The organism is Polaromonas sp., from assembly GCF_010365105.1.
Taxonomy (GTDB): domain Bacteria; phylum Pseudomonadota; class Gammaproteobacteria; order Burkholderiales; family Burkholderiaceae_C; genus Polaromonas.
Genome location: NZ_JAAFGZ010000009.1, coordinates 81,382 through 106,496, shown reverse-complemented (window position 1 = coordinate 106,496; position 25,115 = coordinate 81,382). Strand labels below are relative to the sequence as shown.

The 25,115-nt window shown below is 62.1% G+C and carries 23 protein-coding genes, 2 tRNA genes and 1 pseudogene; 11 read left to right on the top strand and 15 right to left on the bottom strand.

All coding sequences use genetic code 11. The features are described 5' to 3' along the window. Nucleotides 1–96 precede the first annotated feature (96 nt). From cgtA to rplU, 3 genes are all read right to left on the bottom strand, one after another. The gene (gene cgtA, locus GZ092_RS08250) at nucleotides 97–1,191 is read right to left on the bottom strand and encodes an Obg family GTPase CgtA (protein WP_293635908.1); all 1,095 of its coding nucleotides are present in this window, start codon (nucleotides 1,189–1,191) and stop codon (nucleotides 97–99) included. Between the two features lie 98 nt (nucleotides 1,192–1,289). Next, complete coding sequence (gene rpmA / locus GZ092_RS08245) at nucleotides 1,290–1,547, bottom strand: 50S ribosomal protein L27 (RefSeq protein WP_036805995.1); 258 nt, start codon at nucleotides 1,545–1,547, stop codon at nucleotides 1,290–1,292. Nucleotides 1,548–1,574: 27 nt separating this feature from the next. Beyond that, a complete protein-coding gene (gene rplU / locus GZ092_RS08240; RefSeq protein WP_011800165.1) occupies nucleotides 1,575–1,886 on the bottom strand; it encodes a 50S ribosomal protein L21 in 312 nt (103 codons plus the stop codon). A 166-nt stretch (nucleotides 1,887–2,052) separates the two neighbouring features. On the opposite strand from rplU, the gene GZ092_RS08235 reads away from it, so the two are divergent. Then, nucleotides 2,053–3,036: a polyprenyl synthetase family protein gene (locus GZ092_RS08235; RefSeq protein ID WP_293635907.1), complete on the top strand. Its 984-nt coding sequence runs from the start codon at nucleotides 2,053–2,055 to the stop codon at nucleotides 3,034–3,036. Between the two features lie 14 nt (nucleotides 3,037–3,050). Further along, nucleotides 3,051–3,127: transfer RNA gene (locus GZ092_RS08230), tRNA-Pro, on the top strand. Between the two features lie 188 nt (nucleotides 3,128–3,315). Here the strand turns inward: GZ092_RS08230 and GZ092_RS08225 are convergent. The 7 genes from GZ092_RS08225 to GZ092_RS08195 all read right to left on the bottom strand — a co-directional run bounded on the left by GZ092_RS08225 (nucleotide 3,316) and on the right by GZ092_RS08195 (nucleotide 12,580). Then, nucleotides 3,316–3,390: transfer RNA gene (locus GZ092_RS08225), tRNA-Arg, on the bottom strand. A gap of 76 nt (nucleotides 3,391–3,466) precedes the next feature. Beyond that, complete coding sequence (locus GZ092_RS08220; protein WP_293635906.1) at nucleotides 3,467–7,519, bottom strand: translocation/assembly module TamB domain-containing protein; 4,053 nt, start codon at nucleotides 7,517–7,519, stop codon at nucleotides 3,467–3,469. Then, entirely contained in the window at nucleotides 7,519–9,363 is a 1,845-nt protein-coding gene (locus GZ092_RS08215; RefSeq protein ID WP_293635905.1) for a BamA/TamA family outer membrane protein, read from the bottom strand. Before GZ092_RS08215 ends, GZ092_RS08220 begins: the two co-directional genes overlap by 1 nt. A 180-nt stretch (nucleotides 9,364–9,543) precedes the next feature. Beyond that, nucleotides 9,544–10,767 (bottom strand): VWA domain-containing protein, encoded by a 1,224-nt coding sequence (locus tag GZ092_RS08210; RefSeq protein ID WP_293635904.1) that lies wholly within the window; start codon nucleotides 10,765–10,767, stop codon nucleotides 9,544–9,546. Then, entirely contained in the window at nucleotides 10,761–11,381 is a 621-nt protein-coding gene (locus GZ092_RS08205; RefSeq protein WP_293635903.1) for a GNAT family protein, read from the bottom strand. The genes GZ092_RS08210 and GZ092_RS08205 overlap by 7 nt, the downstream gene beginning before the upstream one ends. Nucleotides 11,382–11,487: 106 nt before the next feature. After that, nucleotides 11,488–11,721: a hypothetical protein gene (locus GZ092_RS08200; RefSeq protein WP_293635902.1), complete on the bottom strand. Its 234-nt coding sequence runs from the start codon at nucleotides 11,719–11,721 to the stop codon at nucleotides 11,488–11,490. 16 nt (nucleotides 11,722–11,737) lie between these two features. Next, on the bottom strand, nucleotides 11,738–12,580 hold the full coding sequence (locus GZ092_RS08195) for a MoxR family ATPase (RefSeq protein ID WP_293635901.1): 843 nt from the start codon (nucleotides 12,578–12,580) through the stop codon (nucleotides 11,738–11,740). A 133-nt stretch (nucleotides 12,581–12,713) separates the two neighbouring features. Between GZ092_RS08195 and GZ092_RS08190 the strand changes: the two genes are divergently transcribed. Beyond that, entirely contained in the window at nucleotides 12,714–13,391 is a 678-nt protein-coding gene (locus GZ092_RS08190) for a c-type cytochrome (protein WP_293635900.1), read from the top strand. Nucleotides 13,392–13,479: 88 nt separating this feature from the next. On the opposite strand, the gene GZ092_RS08185 is transcribed toward GZ092_RS08190, so the two are convergent. Continuing rightward, nucleotides 13,480–13,914: a DUF1841 family protein gene (locus GZ092_RS08185; RefSeq protein WP_293635899.1), complete on the bottom strand. Its 435-nt coding sequence runs from the start codon at nucleotides 13,912–13,914 to the stop codon at nucleotides 13,480–13,482. Nucleotides 13,915–14,095: 181 nt separating this feature from the next. On the opposite strand from GZ092_RS08185, the gene GZ092_RS08180 reads away from it, so the two are divergent. After that, on the top strand, nucleotides 14,096–14,317 hold the full coding sequence (locus GZ092_RS08180; protein WP_293635898.1) for a hypothetical protein: 222 nt from the start codon (nucleotides 14,096–14,098) through the stop codon (nucleotides 14,315–14,317). A 51-nt stretch (nucleotides 14,318–14,368) separates the two neighbouring features. On the opposite strand, the gene GZ092_RS08175 is transcribed toward GZ092_RS08180, so the two are convergent. Next, a complete protein-coding gene (locus GZ092_RS08175) occupies nucleotides 14,369–15,205 on the bottom strand; it encodes an IclR family transcriptional regulator C-terminal domain-containing protein (protein WP_293635897.1) in 837 nt (278 codons plus the stop codon). A gap of 133 nt (nucleotides 15,206–15,338) precedes the next feature. On the opposite strand from GZ092_RS08175, the gene GZ092_RS08170 reads away from it, so the two are divergent. The 5 genes from GZ092_RS08170 to GZ092_RS08150 all read left to right on the top strand — a co-directional run bounded on the left by GZ092_RS08170 (nucleotide 15,339) and on the right by GZ092_RS08150 (nucleotide 19,902). Next, a complete protein-coding gene (locus GZ092_RS08170; protein WP_293635896.1) occupies nucleotides 15,339–16,058 on the top strand; it encodes a 3-oxoacid CoA-transferase subunit A in 720 nt (239 codons plus the stop codon). A gap of 9 nt (nucleotides 16,059–16,067) precedes the next feature. Continuing rightward, a complete protein-coding gene (locus tag GZ092_RS08165; protein WP_293635895.1) occupies nucleotides 16,068–16,712 on the top strand; it encodes a 3-oxoacid CoA-transferase subunit B in 645 nt (214 codons plus the stop codon). 87 nt (nucleotides 16,713–16,799) lie between these two features. Continuing rightward, on the top strand, nucleotides 16,800–18,002 hold the full coding sequence (pcaF, locus tag GZ092_RS08160) for a 3-oxoadipyl-CoA thiolase (protein WP_293635894.1): 1,203 nt from the start codon (nucleotides 16,800–16,802) through the stop codon (nucleotides 18,000–18,002). Between the two features lie 5 nt (nucleotides 18,003–18,007). Continuing rightward, nucleotides 18,008–18,739: an SDR family oxidoreductase gene (locus tag GZ092_RS08155; RefSeq protein ID WP_293635893.1), complete on the top strand. Its 732-nt coding sequence runs from the start codon at nucleotides 18,008–18,010 to the stop codon at nucleotides 18,737–18,739. Between the two features lie 143 nt (nucleotides 18,740–18,882). After that, entirely contained in the window at nucleotides 18,883–19,902 is a 1,020-nt protein-coding gene (locus GZ092_RS08150) for a tripartite tricarboxylate transporter substrate binding protein (RefSeq protein WP_293635892.1), read from the top strand. Nucleotides 19,903–19,997: 95 nt separating this feature from the next. Here the strand turns inward: GZ092_RS08150 and GZ092_RS08145 are convergent, their stop codons facing one another. Further along, nucleotides 19,998–20,639 carry a trimeric intracellular cation channel family protein gene (locus GZ092_RS08145; RefSeq protein ID WP_293635891.1) on the bottom strand — a complete coding sequence of 214 codons (642 nt, stop codon included), beginning with the start codon at nucleotides 20,637–20,639 and terminating at the stop codon, nucleotides 19,998–20,000. A gap of 109 nt (nucleotides 20,640–20,748) precedes the next feature. On the opposite strand from GZ092_RS08145, the pseudogene GZ092_RS08140 reads away from it, so the two are divergent. Beyond that, nucleotides 20,749–21,494, top strand: a pseudogene (locus GZ092_RS08140) (sulfite exporter TauE/SafE family protein). Between the two features lie 55 nt (nucleotides 21,495–21,549). On the opposite strand, the gene GZ092_RS08135 reads toward GZ092_RS08140, so the two are convergent. After that, nucleotides 21,550–22,494 carry a delta(1)-pyrroline-2-carboxylate reductase family protein gene (locus GZ092_RS08135; protein ID WP_293635890.1) on the bottom strand — a complete coding sequence of 315 codons (945 nt, stop codon included), beginning with the start codon at nucleotides 22,492–22,494 and terminating at the stop codon, nucleotides 21,550–21,552. Between the two features lie 117 nt (nucleotides 22,495–22,611). Further along, nucleotides 22,612–24,435, bottom strand: a complete 1,824-nt coding sequence (gene kefC / locus GZ092_RS08130; RefSeq protein WP_293635889.1) for a glutathione-regulated potassium-efflux system protein KefC — start codon at nucleotides 24,433–24,435, stop codon at nucleotides 22,612–22,614. A gap of 208 nt (nucleotides 24,436–24,643) precedes the next feature. Between kefC and GZ092_RS08125 the strand changes: the two genes are divergently transcribed. After that, entirely contained in the window at nucleotides 24,644–25,099 is a 456-nt protein-coding gene (locus GZ092_RS08125) for a MaoC family dehydratase (protein ID WP_293635888.1), read from the top strand. Nucleotides 25,100–25,115 lie beyond the last annotated feature (16 nt).

The following is a 25,115-nucleotide window of genomic DNA, read 5'->3' as shown; positions in this document are numbered from 1 at the left end:
CAGTGTTTTAAGGCTCTAGCGCAAGGTGGGCGGGCGCAGCCAGCTATTGTTTACAGAGCAACCAGAAAGCTTTGGCTGCGGGGAAAAGGACAGTAATCAGTCGGAGGACGCCGGGCTTTTGGGCTCGGGCGGCAGTTCGATGAAGCGTGGATCGATTTCTTCTTCGGGCTGCTCGCTTTTCTGGACTTTCTTGACATGCTGGTAGATCGTCTTGACAAGCTGCTCGCAGCCTTCACGGGTCAGCGCCGAAATTTCAAACACCGGGCCTTTGAACTTGAAGCGCTTGACGAAATCCTTGACGAGGGCTTCTCGCTTGTCTGCATCGACCATGTCGAGCTTGTTGAGGACCAGCCAGCGTGGCTTTTTATACAGCGCTTCATCGTATTTCTTGAGCTCGCCGACGATAGCCTTGGCCTGAGCGACCGGATCGACGTTTTCATCAAACGGTGCCATATCAACGATATGCAGCAACAGGCGGGTGCGCTGCAGGTGGCGCAAAAACAAATGGCCCAAGCCCGCGCCTTCAGAGGCGCCTTCAATCAGACCTGGCAAGTCGGCGACCACAAAACTTTGCTCGGGTCCGACCCGTACCACGCCCAGATTCGGATGCAAGGTGGTGAACGGGTAGTCGGCAATGCGCGGTCGGGCATTGGAAACTGCCGAGATAAAAGTGGATTTTCCGGCATTCGGCATACCCAGCAGGCCAACGTCGGCCAGCACCTTGAGTTCGAGCTTCAGGCTTTTGCGGTCGCCGGGCCAGCCAGGCGTCTTGCTGCGCGGCGCGCGATTCGTCGAGCTTTTGAAGCGCAGGTTGCCAAAACCGCCGTCGCCGCCCTTGGCGATCAGGATCTGCTCACCGGGTACCAGCAACTCGAAAAGAACCTCGCCGGTTTCAGCATCGGTCAGGATGGTGCCAACCGGCATTTTCAAAATGATGTCGTCGCCCTTGGCGCCGAACATGTCCGAACCCATGCCGTGGCCGCCGTTGCGCGCATCATGCCGGCGTGAAAACCGGAAGTCGACCAGCGTGTTCAGGTTGATGTCCGCCACCGCGTACACATGGCCGCCGCGCCCGCCATCACCCCCGTTGGGACCGCCGAACTCTTTGTATTTTTCGTGGCTGAACGAGACGCAGCCGCTCCCGCCATCGCCGGCGGCAATGTCAATATAAGCTTCGTCAACAAATTTCATGATGGAGTGATGTGCAGGTAGGAAAGGTTATCTGGGGGCGGTTGACAAACAAAAAAGCCCCGACTGGTCGGGGCTTCGATGCCATCGAAGTGATCGGCTTACGCCGAGGTCACATTGACAGTGCGCTTGTTCATCGAACCCTTGACGCAAAAGGAGACTTGACCGTCCACCAGTGCATACAGTGTGTGGTCTTTGCCGATGCCGACATTGACGCCCGGGTGGAACTGGGTACCACGCTGGCGCACGATGATGCTGCCTGCGTTGATGACTTCGCCGCCAAATTTCTTGACGCCAAGCATCTTGGGCTGTGAATCACGCCCGTTTCGCGTAGAGCCGCCGCCTTTTTTCTGTGCCATTTTTCGTTACTCCTGGTACTGGACTGATTAGCCGACGATCGCGCCGATTTGCAGTTCAGTGAAGTTCTGCCGGTGACCCTGGCGTTTCTGATAGTGCTTGCGACGGCGCATTTTGAAAATGCGAACCTTGTCGTGCCTGCCGTGAGACAGCACCGTGACAGTAACAGTTGCGCCGGAAACCAAGGGCGTACCAACCTTGATTGAACTGCCTTCGCCGACAGCCAATACCTGGTCAATAACGATCTCTTGGCCTACGTCCGCAGCAATCTGTTCTACTTTAATTTTTTCTCCAGCAGCAACTTTGTATTGTTTGCCACCGGTTTTTATGACCGCGTACATGTAAACCCTCGTAAATTGAGTTCTGCGGACGGATTTCCACAGAGCCCAAGATTCTAGCATTGCGCTTAAAAAATGTACAGCTGTACCTGCCCTGCTTCGGATTGATGGCATGTAAGGCAAGTCTGGCTTTCTATAATCTGACCAAACTTAACGTCGGGATTTCCCTTTGTCTGCCAATTCTTCCAGTACCGCTGCTGCACTTGCACTGATCGCCGACGACATGCAAGCCATGGATGCCATCATTGCCCTCCGCCTTGAATCCGACGTGCCCCTGGTCGGCCAGGTGTCGCAATACATCATTGCCGCCGGTGGCAAGCGCTTGCGGCCCGCCCTGGTGCTGCTGATGTCGGGCGCCCTGGGCTATCGCGGCCCCCAGCGCCTGAACCTGGCCGCCGTGGTGGAATTCATTCACACCGCCACCTTGCTGCATGACGATGTCGTCGATGAATCCACGCTGCGCCGGGGCCGCTCGACCGCCAACGAAGTGTTTGGCAACCCGGCAAGCGTGCTGGTGGGCGATTTCCTGTATTCGCGCGCCTTCCAGATGATGGTGGAAGTCGGCGAGATGCGCATCATGCAGACGCTGGCAGAGGCCACCAATGTGATTGCCGAGGGTGAGGTGCTGCAACTCATGAACATGCATGATGCCGGCCTGACCGAAGAAGGCTATCTGCGCGTCATCCGCTCCAAGACCGCCAAGCTGTTTGAAGCCAGTGCCCGGCTGGCGGCCTTGCTGGCCGGGTCTTCAGCCGCGGTTGAGCAGCATTGCGCCGCTTACGGACAGGCGTTGGGTACGGCCTTCCAGGTGATTGACGATGTGCTTGACTATGACGGCGACGCGCTGGAAATGGGCAAGAACCTGGGTGATGACTTGCGCGAAGGCAAGGTCACGCTGCCGCTGATCATCGCCATGCAGCGAGGCACCGAAGCCGAGCGCTTGACCATCCGGCAGGCGATTGAAACCGGCGGCACCGGGCAGATGGCGGAAATTATTGCCATTGTTCAGCAGACCGGCGCCCTGCAGGCCACCCGGGATGCCGCTGCCGCAGAAGCGCTGCGTGCGCTGAATGCCTTGCAAACCCTGCCTCAAAACCCTTACAGTCATGCCTTGGCGCAACTTGCTTCGCAATTGCTGGTGAGGCGCTCTTGAGGATCAACGGCAGTCGGGGTGTAGCTTAGTCTGGTAAAGCGCTACGTTCGGGACGTAGAGACCGGAGGTTCGAATCCTCTCACCCCGACCAGATTTCTTCAATGAACTCAACGGTCCGGCTTGAAGCGGTACAGAGAGCGCTGGCGAAAACCAGCGAAAAGGCGCGCAATATGCCAAATCGGTGCCAAATTTTGGGTATCTCGTGAAACCGCATAAGACAACAAAAAACCCGCCATGCCAGTAAAGATGCGGGTTTTGAGACGTTGTGAGGCTATCGGCTGGTGCCACCAACAGGAATCGAACCTGTATCTAGCGCTTAGGAGGCACTCGTTCTATCCGTTGAACTATGGCGGCACGTCTTGGCAACTTGCAAATAACCGGCAATTGTATGCGCTGATCAGGCCTTGTTGAAATGCCGCCTACTTGCGCATCAGTCGTAGGGGATGGTAAAAATCAGGTCCACCGCACTTTGCTGGCCTGCCTGGGCGCGGATCGTGAAACGCTGCGACAGATCGTAGAAAACAAACAGCGTTCCGAGTGCGCCCGAAATGCTGCGTTCGTACGCTGCGTAAAAATTGCGTGAAAAGCGTTTGCCCAGTGTGACGGCGCCGCCGGAAGCCGTGCCGTCCGCATTGCTCGACGCTCCCCGGAATGACAATTCGTCCAGACCCAACGACGCGGCCAGACCGCCAGACATGCCGCCGCTTTTACTGCCGAGCAGCGCCAGCGCGGCCTGTTGCAGCAGGGCGGCTTCAGCGCCGCCCGAAGCCGAGGCCCGGCCCACAACCAGCCACGACAGCTTTTCAGCATCCGGCAATTCGGGCTGCGCATACAGCCGGACGCTGGGCAGCAGGGCCGTGCCGGTGATTTGCACGCCAACGCGCTGCGTCAGGTTGGGACGAATGGCCAGGATGTCGAGCGTCGGGTTGTCAATCGCTCCGGTGAAGCGAATCAGGCCCTGTTCGACATCCAGCCGCTGGCCGTAGGCACGGTATTGCCCGCCAGCGGTCCTGACCGTGCCCAGCAGTCGCGGACCGGTGAGCGAGTCGCCGCTGAGCGTCAGCGTGCCTCGAATCCGCGTGTCAATTCCCTTGCCCTGAATCTGGAAATCGCGTCCCAGGTCGATCTCCACCGCCAGCTTGAGCGGCCGGGGTGCCTTGTCGGCGGTCTGGGCGCTGGTTTTCTCGGGGGCCTTCTGCCCTGCCGCCGCACCGCTGGCGGTACGCACCACCACGTCATCGCCCAATTGCGGTGTGCCTTCTTCGGGTAGGAGGATGCGCGCCTGATCGATAAGCAGCTTGCCCGTGAGTTCGGCCGCGTCGCCCTTGAGGCTGGCCTGGACATCACCCGAAACCGTCACTTGACGGTCGGTGCGGATGCTGGCGCGCAGCCGCTGTAATTTGGCGGCAAGTTGCACCTGCGGCTTGCCGTCGATCCAGCCCGCTTCACCCTGTGCGGTCAGACTGCCGCCGGTGCCTTTTTCGCCTGCGCCCTGAAGGGTGAATTCGTCGATGCGCATGCGGGTCCCGTCGAGTCGGGCGCGCAAGCGCCCATTGCCGAACTCGATGCCATCGACGACCGAACGCAATGCCAGGTCATTGGCCTGCAGATCGCCTGACAGGCGGGGTTCCGCACGTGTTCCGCTGACGACGATGGCAGCGCCGAGCGAGCCGCGCAGGCGCCAGCCGGGCGGTGCCAGCAAGGACCAGACGCCGATGCGCGGCAGTTGTGCTTTGAACTGGCCGTTCAGTGGCGCATCTTCCGGCCAGAGCCATCCGCCGATGGCGCCTTGCCCGTCGGCAGCGCGAGCCAGCCGCGTCCTGAACTGGCCGCTGGCCGTGCCAGCGCGTTCGCTGTCCCAGACCAGCGTAAGGCTCAAGGCGTCGCCTGCGGTTTCCAGCGAAATACGGGCTTGCTTGATGCCGGCTGCCACGCGCGCCGAATTGCCTTGCACGCCTTCGGCCTGCACTGTGATGTCGCCGCTGCTGCGCGCCAGGCTGGCCTTGAGTTGCAGGGTGCTGCCGAGCACGGCATCCCATTGACCGTTGAACACCAGGCTGCCGCCCAAGCCAGCGCCCTTCATCTGCGGACCGGCGAGCAATTCAACCCAGGCAATTGGCAGACCTGTGATTTTTCCAGCGGTCACTAGCTCACCGGATCGCCAGCGTACGGGTTGCCAGGAAAGTGTGGCTTGGGACGGCACAGCGCTTGACGCATTGGTGGCTGGCGCGGTCAACAGCGCTTCGCCAGCGCCACTTTCAAAGGCGCCGCCATTGCGCGTGGGTGTCCACCTGAGCGGCAGCGGACCGCGCGTGGCGAGCCGCCAGGCACCGGCGCCCAGGCCGGGGTCTTCAACGCTCAGGCTCAGTTGCCTGACCACGGCTTGCCAGGGCACCTCGTTCAGCCTGGCATTGGCGTTGCCCGCCGTTTGCACGCGCCCGCCATCGCCTGCCATTTGCAGCGCATAGCGGCGCTGGTCGATTTCAACACGGCCCTGCGCTTGCAGTTGCGCCTGGCTCAGGCGGCCTGACAGCGTGGCCCGCAGTTCACGGATTTTCAGCAGGCTTGGGCTGGTTGCGGCGGTCGCAACCGGCGCGAAGGGCGTTGATGGTGTGACTTTTGCCTGCGCCACTGCCTTGGGTGTGGCCGCGATCCAGTCCAGCGACGGGACTTCGAGTGACGCCTGCACGGCCGGGTTCTGCCAGCCGCCTTGCCAGCGGGCCTGAAGCCCGGCATTGCCGCTGGCCGAGGCGTTCAATGCCGCCTCCGGCATGCCAGGAAGTTTTTGCAGCCAGCGCAAGGCCTGCGCTGCATCACCAGCCCGCAGTTGCAATTCGCCGTCTCCGCTGGTGGGCCGCAACGCGCCATTGAACCGGGCGCTCAGGCCAGGCGCTGTCAGGTCCAGCGCGCCCTGGCCGGCTTTTTCCTTGGGCTGGACTTCGATCTTGCCCTTCAGTTCGGCATCGTCGGTGCGGACCTGCAGCGCCGACAGCGCCAGCGTGCCGCCCGCTTGTTGTGCGTTCCAGGTGCCCGTGGCTTTCGCATCACGCAGGCGCAGCTGTTGCAAAAAGTTGTTCTCGCCGGAATGGGTTCTGGGTGCTGGCCTGCTGCCAGCCGAGTTCGTACCGGACACGGTTTGCACGCTGGCATCGAAGCGCAGGTTGGCGCCCTGGCCGCTGGCTTCGGCCTTGCCGTCCAGCGGCAGGGGCGCCAGCTGGGTGTGCAGCTGTGCCGGGTTGATGCGCTTGAGCGTGGCATTGACTTTCCAGGCCGGTTCGGGTGTTGTGGCCGGGATTGTCGCTGCGCTTTCGCCTGCTGGCGGCGGCTGGGTCCATTGGCCGCTGGCCAGCAGTTCACCGCCAGCAAGTTGCGCCTTGAGGCTGCGCACCATGGCCGCGCCATTGCGCCATTCGCCCTGGGTGTCGAGCTGCTCCAGGGGCAGGCGCTGCTGGTCCCAGGGACCGGGCAGCGCGTTGACGAGTTTGAGCTGCAGGGCCCAGGCCTGCAGGGCGGAAGATGGCGCGCCAGGGGCGCTGGTTTCAAGCGGCCTGACGCTGGCGCTGCCCGTCAGCAGCGTTTGCGGCAGGTCCGGAAACAGGGCTGCGATGTCGAGGTCGCGGAAGGTGGCATCGGCTTGCGGCAAGGGCTGCGCCGCCCAGGGCATGACGCGAGCGGTCGCGCTCGCCTGGGGCTGTTTGAATGGTTGTTTTTCACCGGCAGCCGGTGGGATGACTTGCAGTTCGGCCTTGACCAGCAGTTCAGTCACGGGTCCCTTGGCGGTTGCCTGGAATGTCAGCGGCACCAAGGCCGGACTGTTGGGAATCGCCGCATCCAGCGTGCCAGACAGACTTGCATCGAGCGTCAACGGGCCAGTTGCCGTCAGTGCGGCGCGTCCGCTGTAGCGACCCTTGGCGATGTTCACGCTTTTCAGGTCAAGCTGGTGTTGCAGGCCGGTGTAGAGATAGCTCCCCGTAATCGCGGAGGCGGTGAATGCGGTCTTGCCTGCAAGCTGGAACTGGCCCACCGAGAATTCGTCCAGGGCAATCCGCAAGGGAAGGCCCAGCGCGTTGGGCGGTATCGTCGGCGTGAGGGTTGGAGGGCGCATGTCAGTGACCTCAACGCTGGCAGCAGCAAGGCGGTCGAGCTTGAGCGTTCCCTGAAGCAGGGACCAGGCCTGCCAGGCCAGGCTGACATCGCGGGCATCGACGGTGATTCCGTCCTGCTGCCAGTGCAATTGGTCAATATGCCCGCCAGCCCGCAAGGAGCCTGTTGCCTTTTCAAAGGTCAGCGGCTGGGACTGGCCGACCCAGCGCAGCGCCTTGGCCAGCGAGCCTTCAGTGCCCGCCCACCACCACAGCGCGCCCGTTGTGCCAACGGCCAGCGTGACAAGACCCGCAGCTGTCCATGCAGCCGTTTTCAGCCATCGCCTCGCTGGCTTGGCGGCAACCGCGGACTGGTCTTGGGGCGTGTTTGATGCTTGCATCAGAAAACGAAACCGACGCTGATATGCAGACGCGCCTGCTTGACCTTCAGGCCATAGGCCAGGTCAATCTGCAGGGGGCCGATCGGGCTTCTCCAGCGCACGCCGGTTCCGACACCGAAGGACGGCCGCAGATCTTGCGGCTTGTCAGCCACCGCGCCGGCGTCAACGAACACCGTGTGTTCGAATTCGCTGGACCGGCCCCTGAGCGTGATGGGCCGCTGCCACTCGACGCTGCCGACGGTCAGGTATCGGCCCGGGCCAATTACGCCGTTGGCCAGCGCAATGCCGATGTCGCGGTAGCCGTAGCCCCGCACCGTGTTGTCGCCGCCGGTGCGAAACAGTTGGGTGGCTGGAATATTTGCCGTGTCTTTGGCCAGTACCGCACCGGCTTCCGCCCGCATCGCAATCCGGCCGTTTGCCAGGGGCTTGATGCCCAGCCAGCGGCCTACCGTGCGGGTAAACGGCTGGCGGTCCTGACCCAGGGTGGTGCCGGCGCCCAGTTCAACGCCCAGGGCATAGCCCCGGCTGGGAAAAGGCAGGCTGTCAAAGTAGCGGCCGGTCCAGACGTAATTGGCCGTCAGTGCCGAGCCGTCGCCGGTAGCGGCCGCTGAATTGCCCAGAAGCCCAGCGCCCTGCACGTTGGCCCGGTCGTATTGCAGATAAATGTTGCGGTCAATCCGGTCGCCAATTTGCGAGCGGCCAAATCGCAGGCGCTGCGCCTGGGTGATCAACTCCTCGTCATTGATACGCTCGGCACGCGCCAGGACGCCCCAGCGCCAGTTTGCTTCGTCCGGAATGGACGTCCATTCAGTCTGGGCAAACGGCGATTTCTTTTCCAGCTGGAGCTTGGTCACGGCGCGCCAGCCAATCCCGGGTACCCGCAGATGCGTGTGCTCCACCGAGGCGCGCGGCCCGCTGTCGGTGGTCACACCAACGCCCAGAATGATTTTTTGCAGCTTGGCTTCACGAACCTGCACCTGCACCGGAACAGCCTGGGGATCGTCTTCGGGGTTGATGAACACATAGGCCGAGTCAAAGTAGCCGCTGGACGCCAGGCGCAACTGGGCCTCGACAAGCCGGTTCTGGTCATACACCTCGCCCTGGTTCAACCGCGCCAGACGGGGCACCAGCACCGGGTCATAGCGTTCCACGCCGCTGACCTGCATCGGGCCAAGCCGGTACAGCGGGCCCGAATCCAGGTTGACTGTCAGGCTGGCGCTGCGGGCCGGGGCATCCACGTCGGCCAGGCTGCCCGCCAGCCTGCCTGCCGGATAGCGGCGGGCGACCAGCTGACGCAAAGCCTGGGTCTTGGCGCCACTCCAGCCATCCTGGGTGAAACGCAGACCGGTCGGCAAGCGCCAGTCGCGTTCGATTTCAGTGCGTTGCGCGATGGCGTCGCTGTCAGGCGAATCGGCAATATCGCCGGCAAAGGTCATGGCCACCGGGCCAATGGTCGTGGCTTGCCCCGGCTCGACCGCGACCACGATGACGGGTCGTTCGTTGACGCCGCCTTCGCGCGTGATGCGGATGTCGGGGCTGAAATAGCCCAGCGTGCCCACCAGATTGCGGACATTGCGTTCGGCCAGCACGATCAGGCGCGCGAGCTCGGCGTCGTCCAGGTCGGTGACGGCGCGGTAGCGCTGCAGTTCCAGGTGCTTTTCAAGCATCTCGCGAACTTCTGAAGGGGCGCGAACCGCGATGTCAAAAGCCGTCACTTCGGTCTCGGCGCTGGTCGGGCCGACCGAGCCTTGCGGCGTGGCCTCGGGTTCGACTTTTTCGGGCGGGGGTTCAGGCGCAGGCGCAGTTTGCTGGACGCCGGAAGGCGGCGTGGAGGCAGACGACATCGACGGGCTGGCTGGCGGTGCGACGGGCGGAGCAGTTTGTGCCCTGGCAACAGACACAAGGAACAGGGCCGTCAGGGCAAAAAAGGAGAACGCAGCACGGGCAGGAATTGGCATCGTACCAACGGCTGTCCGCGGGCAGTGGGTACTGGGGTAAATCACGGGCGCGAGTTTACTTCGACATTATTTCGAAAGCAGTCGAATGGCTTCCTCAAGCCCTTTCAGGGTCAGGGGATACATGCGCTGACCCATCAGCTGCTGGATCACGCTGATGCTCTGGCGGTATTGCCAGATGCCCTGCGGTTCCGGGTTGATCCAGGCAAACTTCGGAAAGGCGCTGGTCAGCCGCTGCAGCCATTCGGCGCCAGCTTCCTCGTTGTTGTATTCCACGCTGCCGCCCGCCTGCAAAATTTCGTAGGGGCTCATCGTGGCGTCGCCGACGAAGATCAGTTTGTAGTCCTTGTTGTACTTGCGGATGATGTCCCAGGTCGGAAACTTCTCGGCAAAGCGGCGCCGGTTGTTTTTCCACATGAAGTCATAGACGCAGTTGTGGAAGTAATAGAACTCCAGGTGCTTGAACTCGGCCTTGACGGCGGAGAACATTTCCTCCACCCGGTGGATGTGGTCGTCCATGGTGCCGCCCACGTCCATCAGCAGCAGCACCTTCACGTTGTTGTGGCGCTCGGGCACCATCTTGATGTCGAGCCAGCCGGCGTTGGCGGCGGTGGAGCGGATGGTGTCGTCCAGGTCCAGTTCTTCCTGGTTGCCCTGGCGGGCGAACTTGCGCAGGCGGCGCAGCGCCACCTTGATGTTGCGCGTGCCGAGTTCCTGCGTGTCGTCGTAGTCCTTGTAGGCGCGCTGGTCCCAGACCTTGACGGCGCTGCGGTTGCGGCTTTTTTCCTGGCCGATGCGGATGCCCTGGGGGTTGAAGCCGTTGGCGCCAAAGGGCGAGGTGCCGCCGGTGCCAATCCACTTGCTGCCGCCTTCGTGGCGTTCCTTTTGCTCTTCAAAACGCTTTTTCAGCGTTTCCATGAGCTCGTCCCAGCCCATTTTTTCAATCTTCGCCTTGTCCTCGGGGCTGAGCTCCAGCTCCAGGTTTTTGCGCAGCCATTCGAGCGGAATGTCCTGGGTGAAATCGGCAATCATCTCCACGCCCTCGAAGTAGCTGGCAAAGGCGCGGTCAAACTTGTCGTAGTGCTTTTCGTCCTTCACCAGCACCGTGCGGCTCAGGTAATAAAAATCATCGATCTTGTAGGCGCCCTCACTGATCTCGCCATCGGGTCCGTCGGCCTGGCCGCTGTTGGGTCCAACCACGCCGGCCTGCAGCGCTTCGAGCAGCATCAGGAATTCCTTGACGGACACCGGCAACTTGGCCGAGCGCAAGGTATAGAAAAAATCGATCAGCATGGGGTATTCAACAAGCAGTCGCGTGGTTTGCCAAGTTGATGCAACAGGTGCGCCTTGACGGTGGGCCACTCGCTGGCAATGATGCTGAACACCACGGTGTCGCGCAGCGTGCCGTTGGGCGAGACCTGGTGGTTGCGAAGCACGCCATCCTGTTTGGCACCAAGGCGGGCAATGGCCGCGCGGCTGTCGAAATTGAACCAGTGGGTGCGAAATTCCACCGCGATGCAGTTCAGCTTTTCAAAAGCGTGCTTCAGCAAAAGCAGCTTGGCCTCGGTGTTCAGCCCGGTTCGCTGAACGCTTTTGCTGTACCAGGTGTGGCCAATTTCCAGCCGGCGGTTCTTCGGATCGACGTTGAAGAAACGGGTGGAGCCGACAATTTTTCCGTCCGATTTTCGGCGCACGATGAACGGCATGGCGCCGGAATCATCGCGCATTCTCAAGGCGTCGTGCATGTAGCTGATCACGGCGTCCGGGCTGGCAATGGCGGTGTACCAGAGCTTCCAGAGTTCGCCGTCCCTGGCTGCATCGAGCAGTTCGGACTCATGCCTGCTTTCCAGCGGCTCGAGGATCGCCCACTGGCGTCCTGTCAGTGTGATGGGTTCAATGAATCGCATGCAGTTTGCGTCCTTTCGCTTGACGATTGTTTCGCCGGACAACTAGCAGATTGTTGAACAAGGCTGCTTTGCCATGAACAGGGCAGGGACGCCAGGTCCGGCGGGTTCAGCGGTTTTCATTGCGTTTTTGTGCCAGCGTACAACGCCAGCGCCGCGCCAGTTGAAGACCCAGGCCACCGCCCAGCCCGACCAGCAAGATGGCGCCAAGGGTACGGTTGCCGTAGCCAGGTGCAAAAATGTCCAGACCCAGCAGATGCCCGGCCCAAAACCCAAGCAGCGCGCCGCCCAGAAAACCAATGGCGTCGGACACGCCTTCTATCCACAACGGTCGGTGGTTCATTCAGGTGCTTTCCAGGTCAACGGTTGTTGCGCTGCATGAACACCAGCTTTTCGAACAATGTCACGTCCTGTTCGTTCTTGAGCAGCGCGCCGATTAGCGGCGGCACCGCGACCTTCTGGTCACTGCTTTGCAGTGCTTCAAGCGGAATGTCTTCGGCCACCAGCAGCTTGAGCCAGTCGAGCAGCTCGCTGGTGGACGGTTTCTTTTTCAGGCCGGGCAAGTTGCGTACGTCGTAAAACGTTTTCATCGCGGCAGCCAGCAGTTCTTGCTTGAGCGTCGGGAAATGCACGTCCACGATGCGCTTCATGGTGTCGGCATCGGGGAACTTGATGTAGTGGAAAAAGCAGCGGCGCAGGAAAGCGTCCGGCAATTCCTTTTCGTTGTTCGAAGTGATGAACACCAGCGGCCGGTGTTTGGCCTTGATCAGCTCGCGCGTCTCGTAGACGTAAAACTCCATGCGGTCGATTTCGCGCAGCAGGTCGTTGGGAAACTCGATGTCTGCCTTGTCAATTTCATCAATCAGCAGGGCCACCGGCTCGTCTGCTGTGAAAGCCTGCCACAGCACACCCTTGACGATGTAATTGTGGATGTCCTTGACCTTTTCATCGCCAAGCTGCGAATCGCGCAGGCGCGAAACGGCATCGTATTCATACAGTCCCTGCTGTGCCTTGGTGGTGGACTTGATGTGCCACTGAAGCAGCGGAAGGCTCAGGGCTTCGGCCACTTCCTCGGCCAGCATGGTTTTGCCCGTGCCCGGCTCGCCCTTGACCAGCAGCGGCCGCTTCAACGTCGATGCGGCATTCACCGCGAGCATCAGGTCCGGCGTGGCAACGTAGTTTTTTGAGCCTTGAAATTTCATGAGTTTTGGGATGGACGTATTGACATGGATGGGGTGTTTGACGAGATTATCGGCAACGGTCCGGATTTGGGCAGGCCCAGATATAATCCAGCGTTGTTTAAACGATGACTTTTCACCGGATTGTGCGCGCAAAATGAATAAGCTGTTCACCTCGATAGTTGCCCTGGCCCTCTCTTCAGTGACGGTCGCAAGCTTTGCCCAGGACATCAAGGGCGATGCAAATGCCGGCCAGACCAAGAATGCAATGTGCATTGGCTGCCACGGCATCAAGGGCTATCAGTCCTCCTTTCCTGAAGTTTACAAAGTGCCCATGATCTCGGGCCAGAGCGCCGGCTATCTCTCTTCTGCGCTGCATGAGTACAAAAAAGGCGACCGCAAGCATCCGACCATGCGCAGCATTGCCGCCACCCTGACGGACCAGGACATTGCCGACCTTTCGGCCTATTACAGCGCGCATGGCGTGGTCGCCGGTGCACAGTTGCCCGACAAGCCGGCCAAAGAGCCTTCCACCGAAGTTCAGGCGCTGCTGAACAAGGCCAATTGCGCATCCTGTCACGGTGCCAATTTCAGCAAGCCGATCGACCCTTCCTACCCCAAGATTGCCGGCCAGCATGCCGACTACCTGTTCGTGGCGCTGAAGGCCTACAAGGTGGACAACGGTACCAATCCCAATGCCAAGGTAGGCCGCGCCCATCCGATCATGGGCGGTATGGCCAAGCAGTACACCAATGCTGAACTCAAGGCCATGGCAGGCTACCTGTCATCTGTTCAGGGTGACCTGAAGGTGGTTCCCGAGAGCCGCTTTCGCTGATTCGGCGAACCCTCCAGCCAGTTGAAAAGCCGCTGAACAAGCGGTTTTTTTGCGCGTGCATGGCGGACCGGCGGTGGCCTGACAGCGATCAATCCCGCGTGGCGTGACGCTGCACACACTCGATATAGGCTGCGCCATCGGGCTGCTGGCCGGAACGCTGGCTTTCCCAGACCATGCGGCCCAGGCATTCCATGGTCTCATGGTGCGCTGCATGCAGGGAATCGCGCCGGGCGGTCAGCAGCTCGACCGCCTGGCGAATGCCGCGCGGCTGGTCGATGGAACACTGTTCGCTGATCGAGAGGTGCATCGACAAATGCAAAAAAGGATTGGTCTTGCCGCCTTCCACGTCATACATTTTTTCAAGCGCAGCGTCTGTGTCCTTGAAGTCGGCGTGGTATTCAGGGTGTTCATCCATCCATTGGCTTGCTATGGTTTCAATAGCTTCCAGCGGTTGACTGGTAAGCGACTTGGCATAAACAGAGCAAAAAAACCGGCGAACATCGGCTTGGGAGGGGGTAAACATGGCAAGAGCGTAGCACGCACCGATTTTCCGTTGCCGCCGTGATGAATCATTTTTCTGCCGCGCGGTGCAGGGCGCTTTGCTTTGATGGAATCCGGCGGTAAAGGACTTACATTACCTGCAGGGTGGCGCAGTTCCGGGGCGGGGCCGCCCCAAGACCTACAAGCCCGGCAAGGAAATTTCGATGAACGCAGCGCGCATTGCAGGCATTATTTTGATCGTGGGTGGCCTGGCCGGATTTTTTACCGGCGGATTCAGTTTCACCCAGGACACGACAGCCGCCAAAATTGGCCCCATGGAACTGACGGTCACCGAAAAGAAAGCCGTCAACATTCCCCAGTGGCTCAGCCTGGGCGCCATCGCCCTGGGCGCCATCGTGCTGGTGATGGGGTCGCGTAAATCCTGATTCACGTTTCCATGTTTGAACCGGCGAAAGCACTGCCTCCTGCAGGGTCTCTCAGTTTCGCTGCAGGCTGAGCCTTTCTGAAATGCTCCGAGCTGCCTCCAGCAGTGCAGGCAGCATCGTTTCCTGCATGGCCTTGGCGCTGGTCCGGTTGGCCTGGCCGCTGATATTGAGCGCCGCCACCGTCTGGCCGGCCCGGTCGGTGATCGCTGCGGCCATCGACACCAGTCCCTCTTCAAGTTCCTGATTGACCATCGACCAGCCTTGCCTGCGCACCAGCGCTATTTTGGCAGTCAACTCGTCCAGGTCGGTCACCGTGTAGCGGGTGCGCGCGTTGCGTTCTGACGCCTGCAGCACCTGCATCATCTGATCGGGCGGCAAGGCCGACAGCAGCATCCGGCCCATCGAGGTGCAATAGGCTGGCAGACGCGAACCAACGCCCAGGCCGATGCTCATGATCTTGTGGGTCGATACGCGCATGACATACACAATGTCGGTGCCGTCGAGCACCGCAGCCGAGCACGATTCCTTGACCCGGCCGACCAGCGTTTCCATGATGGGTTCGGCCAGGTTCCAGATCGGCAGTGACGACAGGTAGGCAAAACCCAGGTCCAGCATGCGCGCCGTCAGGCGAAACAGCTTGCCGTCGCTTTCCACATAACCCAGTGTTTGCAGCGTCAGCAAGATTCGCCGTGCGCCAGCGCGTGTCAGGCCGGTGCGCCCGGCGACTTCGGACAGCGTTTGCCGGGGCGATTGCGCACTGAAGGAACGAATCACCTCCAGGCCACGCGCAAAAGACTGCACATAGCTGTCGCCGGGCGCGGGTGACGTGCGCTTTGTCGCAGACGTGACATCCGTGCTCGCAAGGGTTGGGGTCGTGGTGGTTGCCATGGCGGTTTAAATCTCCTAGAATTCATTATACGAACACTTGTTCTTATTGCGAACAAAAAATCAGTGTCTGGTTTGTCGCTTCATGGGCTTGCCATGACTTCGCCAGCTATTCCTGAATCCTGGAGACCCCTCAATGATCAACAAGATTGCCCTGTCGGTGGCCGATGCCCTGGCCGATGTCAAAGACGGCGCGACGGTATTGATTGGCGGCTTCGGCACTGCCGGCAACCCGACCGAGCTGATTGACGGCCTGATTGCGCAGGGCGCCAAGGACCTGACCGTCGTCAACAACAACGCCGGCAATGGCGAGGCCGGACTGGCTGCCCTGCTCAAGACCGGGCGCGTGCGCAAGATCATTTGCAGCTTTCCGCGCCAGGCCGACAGCCAGGTGTTTGATGGCCTGTACCGCAGCGGCAGCATCGAGCTCGAACTGGTGCCGCAAGGCAATCTGGCCGAGCGCATCCGTGCAGCGGGGGCCGGCATTGGCGCATTTTTCTGCCCGACCGCCTACGGCACCGAACTGGCCAAAGGCAAGGAAACACGCGAGATCAACGGCAAGCACTACGTGCTCGAATACCCGATTTATGGCGACGTGGCCTTGATCAAGGCTGAGCAGGGTGACCGCTGGGGCAACCTGACCTACCGCATGTCGGCGCGCAATTTCGGGCCGGTCATGGCCATGGCGTCCCGGCACACGGTCGCAACCGTGCATGAGATCGTCGAGTTGGGCGTGCTTGATCCTGAGTCCATCGTGACGCCGGGCATTCATGTCCGCCAGGTGGTGCGCATCGCGCGCGTCGCCACACAGGCCGGCGGCATCAAAAAAAATGCCAAATTGGCCTCTTGCGCATAAGGAGAAAGCATGAGTAGCTATCAAAAAAGAAGCAAAGAAGAATTGGCCAAGCGCGTGGCTCAGGACATCCATGACGGTGCCTATGTCAACCTCGGCATCGGCATGCCAACACTGGTGGCCAACCATATTCCGGTCGGGCGCGAGGTCATCCTGCAAAGCGAAAACGGCATTCTCGGCATGGGACCGGCGCCTGCTGCGGGCGATGAAGACTACGACCTCATCAACGCTGGCAAGCAGCCGGTCACGCTGCTGCCGGGCGGCGCTTATTTCCACCATGCCGACAGCTTTGCAATGATGCGCGGCGGCCACCTCGACATTTGCGTGCTGGGCGCGTTTCAGGTATCCAGCACCGGCGATCTGGCCAACTGGAGCACCGGCGAACCGGGCGCGATTCCGGCCGTGGGCGGCGCGATGGACCTGGCCATCGGCGCCCGGCAAACCTGGGTCATGATGGATTTGCTGACCAAACAAGGCGAGAGCAAGGTGGTGGCGCAGTGCAGCTATCCGCTGACCGGCATTGGCTGTGTCAAGCGTATCTACACCGAACTGGCCACGCTGCAATGCACGCCGCAGGGATTGAGGCTGATCGACAGGGTCGATGGGCTGGCGCATGCCGAGCTTGAAAAGCTGGTCGGTCTGCCGATTGCGGCCTGAACTGGAAAATTTTTCATCGAATTGACAACCTGACAACCTGACAACCTGACAACCTGACATCCAAAGAAAGAGACAAGCCAGATGACCATGAAACAAGCTTTTATCTGCGACGCCATCCGTACCCCTTTCGGCCGTTACGGCGGTGCCCTGAGCAGCATCCGCACCGACGACCTGGGCGCGATTCCGATCCGGGCGCTGATGGCGCGCAACCCGAACGTGGACTGGCAGGCCGTGACCGACGTGATCTACGGCTGCGCCAACCAGGCCGGCGAAGACAACCGCAACGTCGCCCATATGTCCAGCCTGCTGGCCGGCTTGCCGATTGAAGTGCCGGGCGCGACCCTCAACCGCCTGTGCGGCTCGGGGCTGGACGCCGTGGGCACGGCCGCACGCGCCATCAAGGCCGGCGAGGCTGGGCTGATGATTGCCGGCGGCGTCGAAAGCATGAGCCGCGCGCCGTTCGTCATGCCCAAGGCCGAAAGCGCTTTTTCCCGCGCCAACACCGTGTACGACACGACCATCGGCTGGCGTTTCGTCAACAAGCTGATGAAGGCGCAATACGGCGTCGATTCCATGCCCGAAACCGCCGAGAACGTGGCCACCGAGTTCGGCATCGAACGCGAAGCCCAGGACCGCATGGCCATGAACAGCCAGCTCCGGGCCGTGGCCGCGCAAAAGGCTGGCCACCTGGCACGCGAAATCGTTCCGGTGAGCGTGGCGCAGCGCAAGGGCGACCCGGTCATCGTCAGCCAGGACGAACATCCGCGCGAAACCAGCCTTGAAGCGCTAGCCAAACTCAAGGGCGTGGTCCGTCCCGACGGCAGCGTGACCGCCGGCAATGCCTCGGGCGTGAACGATGGCGCCTGCGCCTTGCTGCTGGCCGATGAAGCCACCGCCGGCAAAAACGGCCTGCTGCCGCGTGCCCGCGTGGTCGGCATGGCGACAGCCGGCGTGGCGCCGCGCATCATGGGCTTTGGCCCGACGCCTGCGACGCTGAAGGTGCTGGCGCTGACCGGATTGACCCTTGACCAGATCGACGTGATCGAGCTCAACGAGGCCTTTGCCGCGCAGGGTCTGGCCGTGCTGCGCGCCTTGGGCCTGCAAGACGACGATTCCCGCGTCAACGCCTGGGGCGGCGCGATTGCGCTGGGCCATCCTTTGGGCGCCAGCGGTGCGCGCCTGGCCACCACCGCCGTCAATCGCCTGCATGCCACGGGCGGGCGCTATGCGCTGTGCACCATGTGCATCGGCGTGGGGCAGGGGATTGCCGTGATCCTGGAAAGGGTTTGAACGCCATGAGTGCTGTGGATGAAGTCACGGTCGTCACCGGCGCCAGTTCGGGCATTGGCCGCGCCATTGCCGAAGCGCTGCTGGCCCAGGGCCGCAAGGTGGTCAACCTCGACTATGTGATGCCGGACTGGAGCCATACGCAACTGGTGTCCTACCAGGCCGACCTGACGCAAGAAGCGCCCACGCGCGAGCGCGCCGCCGAGATTGCCGCCCTTCACAACGTCACCGCGCTGGTCAACAATGCCGGCGCCACGCGTCCCGGCACCATTGACACGGCGACGACGGCCTCGCTCGACGACGTGGTCGGCTTGCACCTGCGCGCGCCCATGCTGCTGACGCAGGCTTTTTTGCCCACCCTGCGCGCCTGCGGCCACGGCCGCATCGTCAACATGTCATCGCGTGCCGCCCTGGGCAAAGTGGACCGCATCGTGTATTCGGCGACCAAGGCCGGGATGATCGGCATGACGCGCACGCTGGCGATGGAACTCGGCCGCGACGGTATCACTGTCAATGCGATTGGCCCGGGGCCGATTGCCACCGAATTGTTCCGCAAGAGCAACCCCGAGGGCGCGCCGCAGACGCAGCGCATTCTGGACAGCATTGCCGTGGGCCGCATGGGCACGGCGGGCGACGTGGCGCGTGCGGCGATGTTCTTTTTGTCGCGGGACAACGGTTTTGTCACCGGACAGGTGCTGTATGTCTGCGGCGGAACCACCCTGGGCACGGCGTCTCTCTGATTCTGCTACGAAATTAATAGTTGATGGTGCATATGCACCAAGCGAAAAACGCCAATTTGATGCTAAAAATTCGTTGGCTGGCCAGAACCAATGCGTTCCAGCAACCAGCTTTCCACCAATCCCTTTTATCGAGGACTTTCTCCATGTCTCATTCATCTGATTTCAGCCAGGCTTCACGCCGCCAGTTCAGCCTTGGCGCGCTGGCGTCTGCAGCCCTGCTGGGCGCCGGCCTGCTGGCTGCCGTGCCCGCAGCGGCGCAGGCGGCCTACCCGAACAAGACCATCACCATCATCGTGCCCTTCGCCGCCGGTGGCACCACCGACATCCTGGCGCGCATCGTCGCGCAGGGCCTGACCGCAGAACTCGGCCAGACCGTGATTGTTGACAACCGCGCCGGCGCTGGCGGCAACATCGGCGGCCAGGCGGCGTCCCGGGCGGCGGCTGACGGCTACACGCTGTTCATGGGAACCGTCGGCACGCATGCCATCAATGCAGCGCTGTACAAAAAGATGCCGTTCGATCCGGTCAAGGACTTTGCGCCCCTGACCCGCGTGGCCAATGTGCCCAACCTGCTGGTCGCCAACCCGAAGCAGCCCTTCAAGACCGTCAAGGAACTGATTGCCTATGCCAAGGCGCACCCCGGCCAGCTGAACTTTGCCTCGTCGGGCAACGGCAGTTCCATCCACCTGTCGGGCGAGTTGTTCAAGTCGATGACGAACATCGACATGCAGCACGTTCCCTACAAGGGCAGTGCGCCGGCCGTGACCGACTTGCTGGGCAACCAGGTCGGCATCATGTTCGACAACATGCCCTCGGCGATCCAGCATGTGCGTTCGGGCAAGTTGCGCGCCATCGCCGTGACCACCGCCAGGCGTTCGCCGGAACTGCCGGACGTGCCGACCATCGCCGAAGCCGGCGTGCCCGGCTACGAGGCCACCTCGTGGTTCGGCATGTTTGCGCCGGCTGCCACGCCGCCTGCCGTCATTTCCACACTCAACGCGGCCATCGTCAAGGTGCTGGCCAAACCGGACGTCAAAAAGCAGATCAATGACCAGGGCGCCGAGGTCTATACCGAAACGCCGGCGCAGTTTGCCGACTTCATCCAGAAGGAATCGGTCAAGTGGAGCAAGGTCGTGAAGGATTCCGGCGCAAGCATGGACTGAACGACTGGATATTGACCGGTCATTGCGGCGTTTGCGCCATTTTGATCAACGGCCCGGTCGGCCCGCAGCCTGGGAGTCGCCGGAACGGCATCGCCTCAGACACGCCAGGCGGGCAGTGCCCAGTTGCGCCACAGGGCCATGAGGCGCAGACCGGCCGTCACGGTGACGCAGGCCACCAGCGCCAGCCAGCCGGGCGTGTCCAGCAGCCCCAGGCCTACATACACCCAGCCGCCGGCAAAGGCGCAGACGGCATACGGCCGGTGGTCCCGAAAGGCCGTCGGCACTTCATTGCAGACCATGTCGCGCAGCACGCCGCCGAACACGCCTGTTGTCAGGCCCATCAGCACGGCCACCAGCATCGGCATCTGTGCATCCAGCGCCAGGTGAACGCCGGTCGCCGTGAACAGGCCCAGCCCCAGCGCATCGGGCCACTGGATGGCTTTTTCGGTCACCTCGAAATGGTGCTGGCGCAAAAACAGCATCGCCAGCACGCACAGCGCCATCACGCCCCAGAGCAGTTCGACATGCTCGACCCAGAAAAACGGCCGCCGGTCGAGCAACAGGTCGCGCAGCGTGCCGCCCCCGAACGCCGTCAGAAAGGCGACCACGCACACGCCGACGGCATCAAGCTTCTTGCGCGCCCCTTCCAGCAGGCCCGACACGGCAAAGGCGGCCGTGCCTGCCAGTTCGACCAGCAGGCGCAGCGTTTCTCCCCAGGATTGAATGTCCACCAGCATGGGGCTATTGTCGTGCGGCCAGCGCTTGCCATACGGCGGGTAACATGGCGCACTTTGTTGCCGCCACGCCCGCCTTGCCGCCCGGTGCGGGCCAGAAAGACTTGCCGCCGTGGACTTTCCGCTGATCACCGATCCCTTCTTTTACGCCGTCGCCATTCCTGCCGTGCTGCTGCTGGGCATCAGTAAAAGCGGTTTTGGCGCCGGCTTTGGTTCGCTGGCCGTGCCCATGATGGCGCTGGCCATCAGCGTGCCGCAGGCCGCCGCGATCCTGATGCCGCTGCTGCTGCTGATGGACCTGCTTGGCATCGCCGCGTTCCGCAAGGATTTTGACTTCCAGTTCCTGAAATTCCTCGTGCCTTTCGGCCTGGTGGGAACGGTGGTGGGCGCGCTGCTGTTCCGTGTGCTCGATGCCCGGACGGTTGCCGCCATCGTGGGCGGTTTCACGCTGCTGTTCCTGGCGCAGCGCCTGCTGTTTCCGCCCCGGCCCGACAGCCCGCCGCCGCCAAAATGGCTGGGTGCGCTGCTGACCATCACATCAGGCTTCACCAGCTTCCCGGCGGCCCGCCGATCAGCGCCTATGTCATTCCGCTGCGCCTGAGCCCGGTCAAGTTCACCGCCACCATGGCGTTTTTCTTTTTTGTCATCAACCTGTCCAAGTGGATTCCCTACGCCTGGCTGGGCCTGCTCGACTGGCGCAACATGGCGACTTCACTGGTGCTGCTGCCGCTGGCGCCGGTTGGCGTGTGGGTGGGCGTGCGCATGGCCCGGACGATCAGTCTGCTCTGGTTTTACCGGATTCTGTATGGAGGCATGTTCCTGACGGGGGTCAAGCTGCTGTGGGATGGATTTCACTAGAAGCCGCTGATTGATCAGGCCAGCAAGCGGGAAACGGTGAAAAGCCTGCAGGTTTTCAGGTGGGCAGGTCGGTAATGCAGCGGGCTGCGGCCAGGTCCCAGCCGCCCCAGCCGCAGCTTTTGAAGAACACCGGGCCGGTGGCCAGTCGTCCAGCCTGACGGGTCCAGGCGGCCGTGTGGCCGACCACATCGGCCAGCGTCGGCAAGGCGGTCACGTCGATGCCCGCCTGCAGCAAATCGCCGGCTTCATGGTCGGCGTCGCGGGTATCGACCACGAGCGTGCCTTCGGCCGCTAGCCGGCGGCAAATGGCGGCATCCCACTCAACCATGGCGGGCGTGAAGGCGCCCACGGCCGCGACAAACGCATCCTGCCCAGGCATGGCGCGCAAAACCACCTGCCGGGCTGGCGTGGTGCTGACAACCAGCGGGCAGTCGGCGAGGACTGCGTCGGCGTCATCGACCCGTCGAGCGCGCAGACCCAATGTCCGGGCGTGTTGCACCAGGGCATCGGCACTGGCCGGGTTGCGCGAAGCGACCCACACTTCCTGCAGGCCCAGGCCGGCGTGAAAAGCTTCCAGATGGGAGCGGCCCTGCACGCCCGCCCCGACGATCAGCAAGGGGCCGTCGGTGCGCCTGGCCAGCTTTTGCGCGGTCAGCAGCGACACGGCGGCCGTGCGGCGCGCGGTGACGGTCGGGCCGTCCAGAATCGCCATCCGGCTGCCGGTGACCACGTCAAACACCACGATATCGCCCTGGATGCTGGGCAGGCCGCGACTGGCGTTGTCCGGCGTGAACGTGATGAGCTTGGTGATGGCGACGCGGGCGTCGGTCGCCGGCATGACGAACAGGCTGCCACCACCCGGCAGCGGCTGCACGATGCGCGCCGGAACGACCACCGCCGGGTCGCGCAGCACGGCTTCAATTTGCCGCGCCAGCGCCGGGTAGGGCAAGGCAAGGGCCGTCTGGGCGGCGGTCAGCACGGAAGGGGTACGTTGTGTCATGGGCGAATCCTTGGGGTTTTGCAGGGCGCGGAGCTGCTGGATTGTGACTTGACGCTATCTAAATAGCAGCTGATTGCACCCGCCAGTATTGCGTAAGAGCCCTATTTGGTCACTATTTCAGCCCTTCGAATCCCTGGCCTGCTGCGCCAGTGACTCGCGCTCCAGCTTCATCTGCGCTTCGAGCTGCATCCGTCCCTGCTTGGCCACGGCGATGAATTTTTCGCGGTTGTTGCGGTGCGGGTACATCTGCTCGAACAGTGCCAGGTTGTGCTGGCGAAAGCGTTCGGCGGCCTGCTGCGCGGCAGGGGCCGGCTGGCCCAGCAGTTCGAGCACGGTGCGGGCGCTGCGCAGGCTGGAGTCGAACAGTTCGCGCTCAACGCGCATCACGCCCCGGTCGCGCAGCGCGTTCCAGTGCGGCACATCCCGGGCACGGGCGACGATCTGCAGCAGCGGAAAGTTCTCCTGGACCATATCGACGATTTTCAGCGACTGCTCCACGTCATCGACCGACAGCACCAGGATTTTGGCCTTGGCCGCGCCGGCGGTGCGCAACAGGTCCAGCCGCGTGGCATCGCCGTAAAACACCCGGTAGCCAAAGGTGCGAATGGTTTCGATCATGTCGGCGTCATGGTCCAGCACCGTGGCCGAAATGCCCTGCGCGAGCAGCATGCGGCCAACGATCTGGCCGTAACGGCCAAAGCCTGCAATGATGACCGGCGCTTCCTGCGGCTCCGAGATTTCTTCCATCGTTGACTTCTTGCCCTTGGCGTAGCGTGGCAGCAGCAGCTTGTCGATGGCCACCAGCAGCAGAGGGCTGATCAGCATGGACACCGCCACGGCGCCGATCAGCAGCGAAGCGGTTTCCGACGAAAACACCTGCGCGCCAGCCGCCGCCTGAAACACCACGAAGGCAAATTCGCCGCCCTGCGCCAGCAGCAGCACAAACACCGGCCGCTCCTGATACGGCAGCTTCATCGCCGTTGCCAGCCCATAGATGGCGAGCACCTTCAGGCCCAGGAAGCCGGCCAGGATGGCGAGCATCTGGCCCGGGAATTTCCACAGCACGCCAAAGTCGATGCTCATGCCCACGGCGATGAAAAACAGCCCCAGCAGCAAGACCTTGAACGGTTCGATGTCGGTTTCCAGCTCGCGCCGGTATTCGCTTTCGGCCAGCAGCACGCCCGCCAGAAAAGCGCCCAATGCCATCGACAGCCCGACCAGCTGCATCAGGGCGGCAATGCCGACCACCAGCAGCAGCGATGCGGCGGTGAAGATCTCGGGCGTGCCGCTGTTGGCGATCCAGCGCAGCACCGGGCGCAGCAGCAGCCGGCCGCCAAGGATGATGCCGCCGATGCTTGCTATGATTTTCAGAGCTTCAAACGCCCGGCTGGTATGCGTAAGAGCTTCATTTGCTTCTCCAAGCATGCCAAGAAGCGGCATCAGTGCCAAAATTGGAATGGCCGCCACATCCTGAAACAGCAGGATCGAAAAGCCGGCCTGTCCGCTGGAGGTGCGCATCAGGTTGCGCTCGTTGATCGATTGCAGCGCAATCGCGGTCGACGACAGCGCCAGCCCCAGCCCGGCCACCAGTGCGACACGCCATCCGATGCCAAATGCCATGGCGATGCCGGTCAAAAGCGCAGCGCAGCTCAGCATCTGGGCGCTGCCCCAGCCAAAGATGGAGCGGCGCAGGCTCCACAGCCGCTTGGGCTCCAGCTCCATGCCGATCAGGAAGAGCATCAGCACCACGCCGAATTCGGCAAAATGAAGGATGTCCTGCACATTGGTGACCAGACCGAGTCCCCACGGCCCGATGGCGATGCCGGCCGCCAGGTAGCCGATGATCGAGCCCAGGCCGAGCTTTTTGGCCAGCGGCACGGCCACCACGGCGGCGGCCAGGTAGATAAAGCTGTTGATCAGCCAGACCGGTGCGTGGTTCATTCAGGACTCACGCTTGCAGCTGTGAGGGCCAGCCGCAGGGGCTGAAAAAAAGTTTCATCGTGTGCATGCATCCGGTAACGATAGCGGAAAAGCCGGGCGTCGCCTGTACCGGACCAGATTTTTACCCGCCATGGTTTTTACCCAGGGCCTGTCGCCCAACCGACACCCGGCCTGCTTCGCGTACCGACCATCCGGCTACAGTGGCTTGATGAAAACCTTTCAAACCCTGTCTGACCTGGCGGCCTGCACCGGCCAGGAAGTTGCCGTCAGCGACTGGCTCACCATCACGCAGCAGCAGGTCAACCTGTTTGCCGAGGCTACCGGCGACCACCAGTGGATTCATGTCGACCCTGAAAAAGCCGCCACCGGGCCGTTTGGCGCAACGATTGCGCACGGCTTTCTGACGCTGTCGATGCTGCCAAAGTTTTTTGAATCGTCGATGGAAATCATCGACTGCCGCATGGGCGTGAACTATGGCCTGAACAAAGTGCGTTTCACGGCACCCGTGCCGGTCGGCAGCCGTTTGCGCGCCCGCATGAAACTGCTGAGCGCCGAGCCGATCGAGGGTAATGGCCTGCAGATGGCGTGGGTCGTGACGGTGGAGCGTGAAGGCGCAGACAAGCCGGTGTGCGTGGCCGAATCGCTGGTGCGGCGCTATCCATGAAACGCCTGGCCTGATT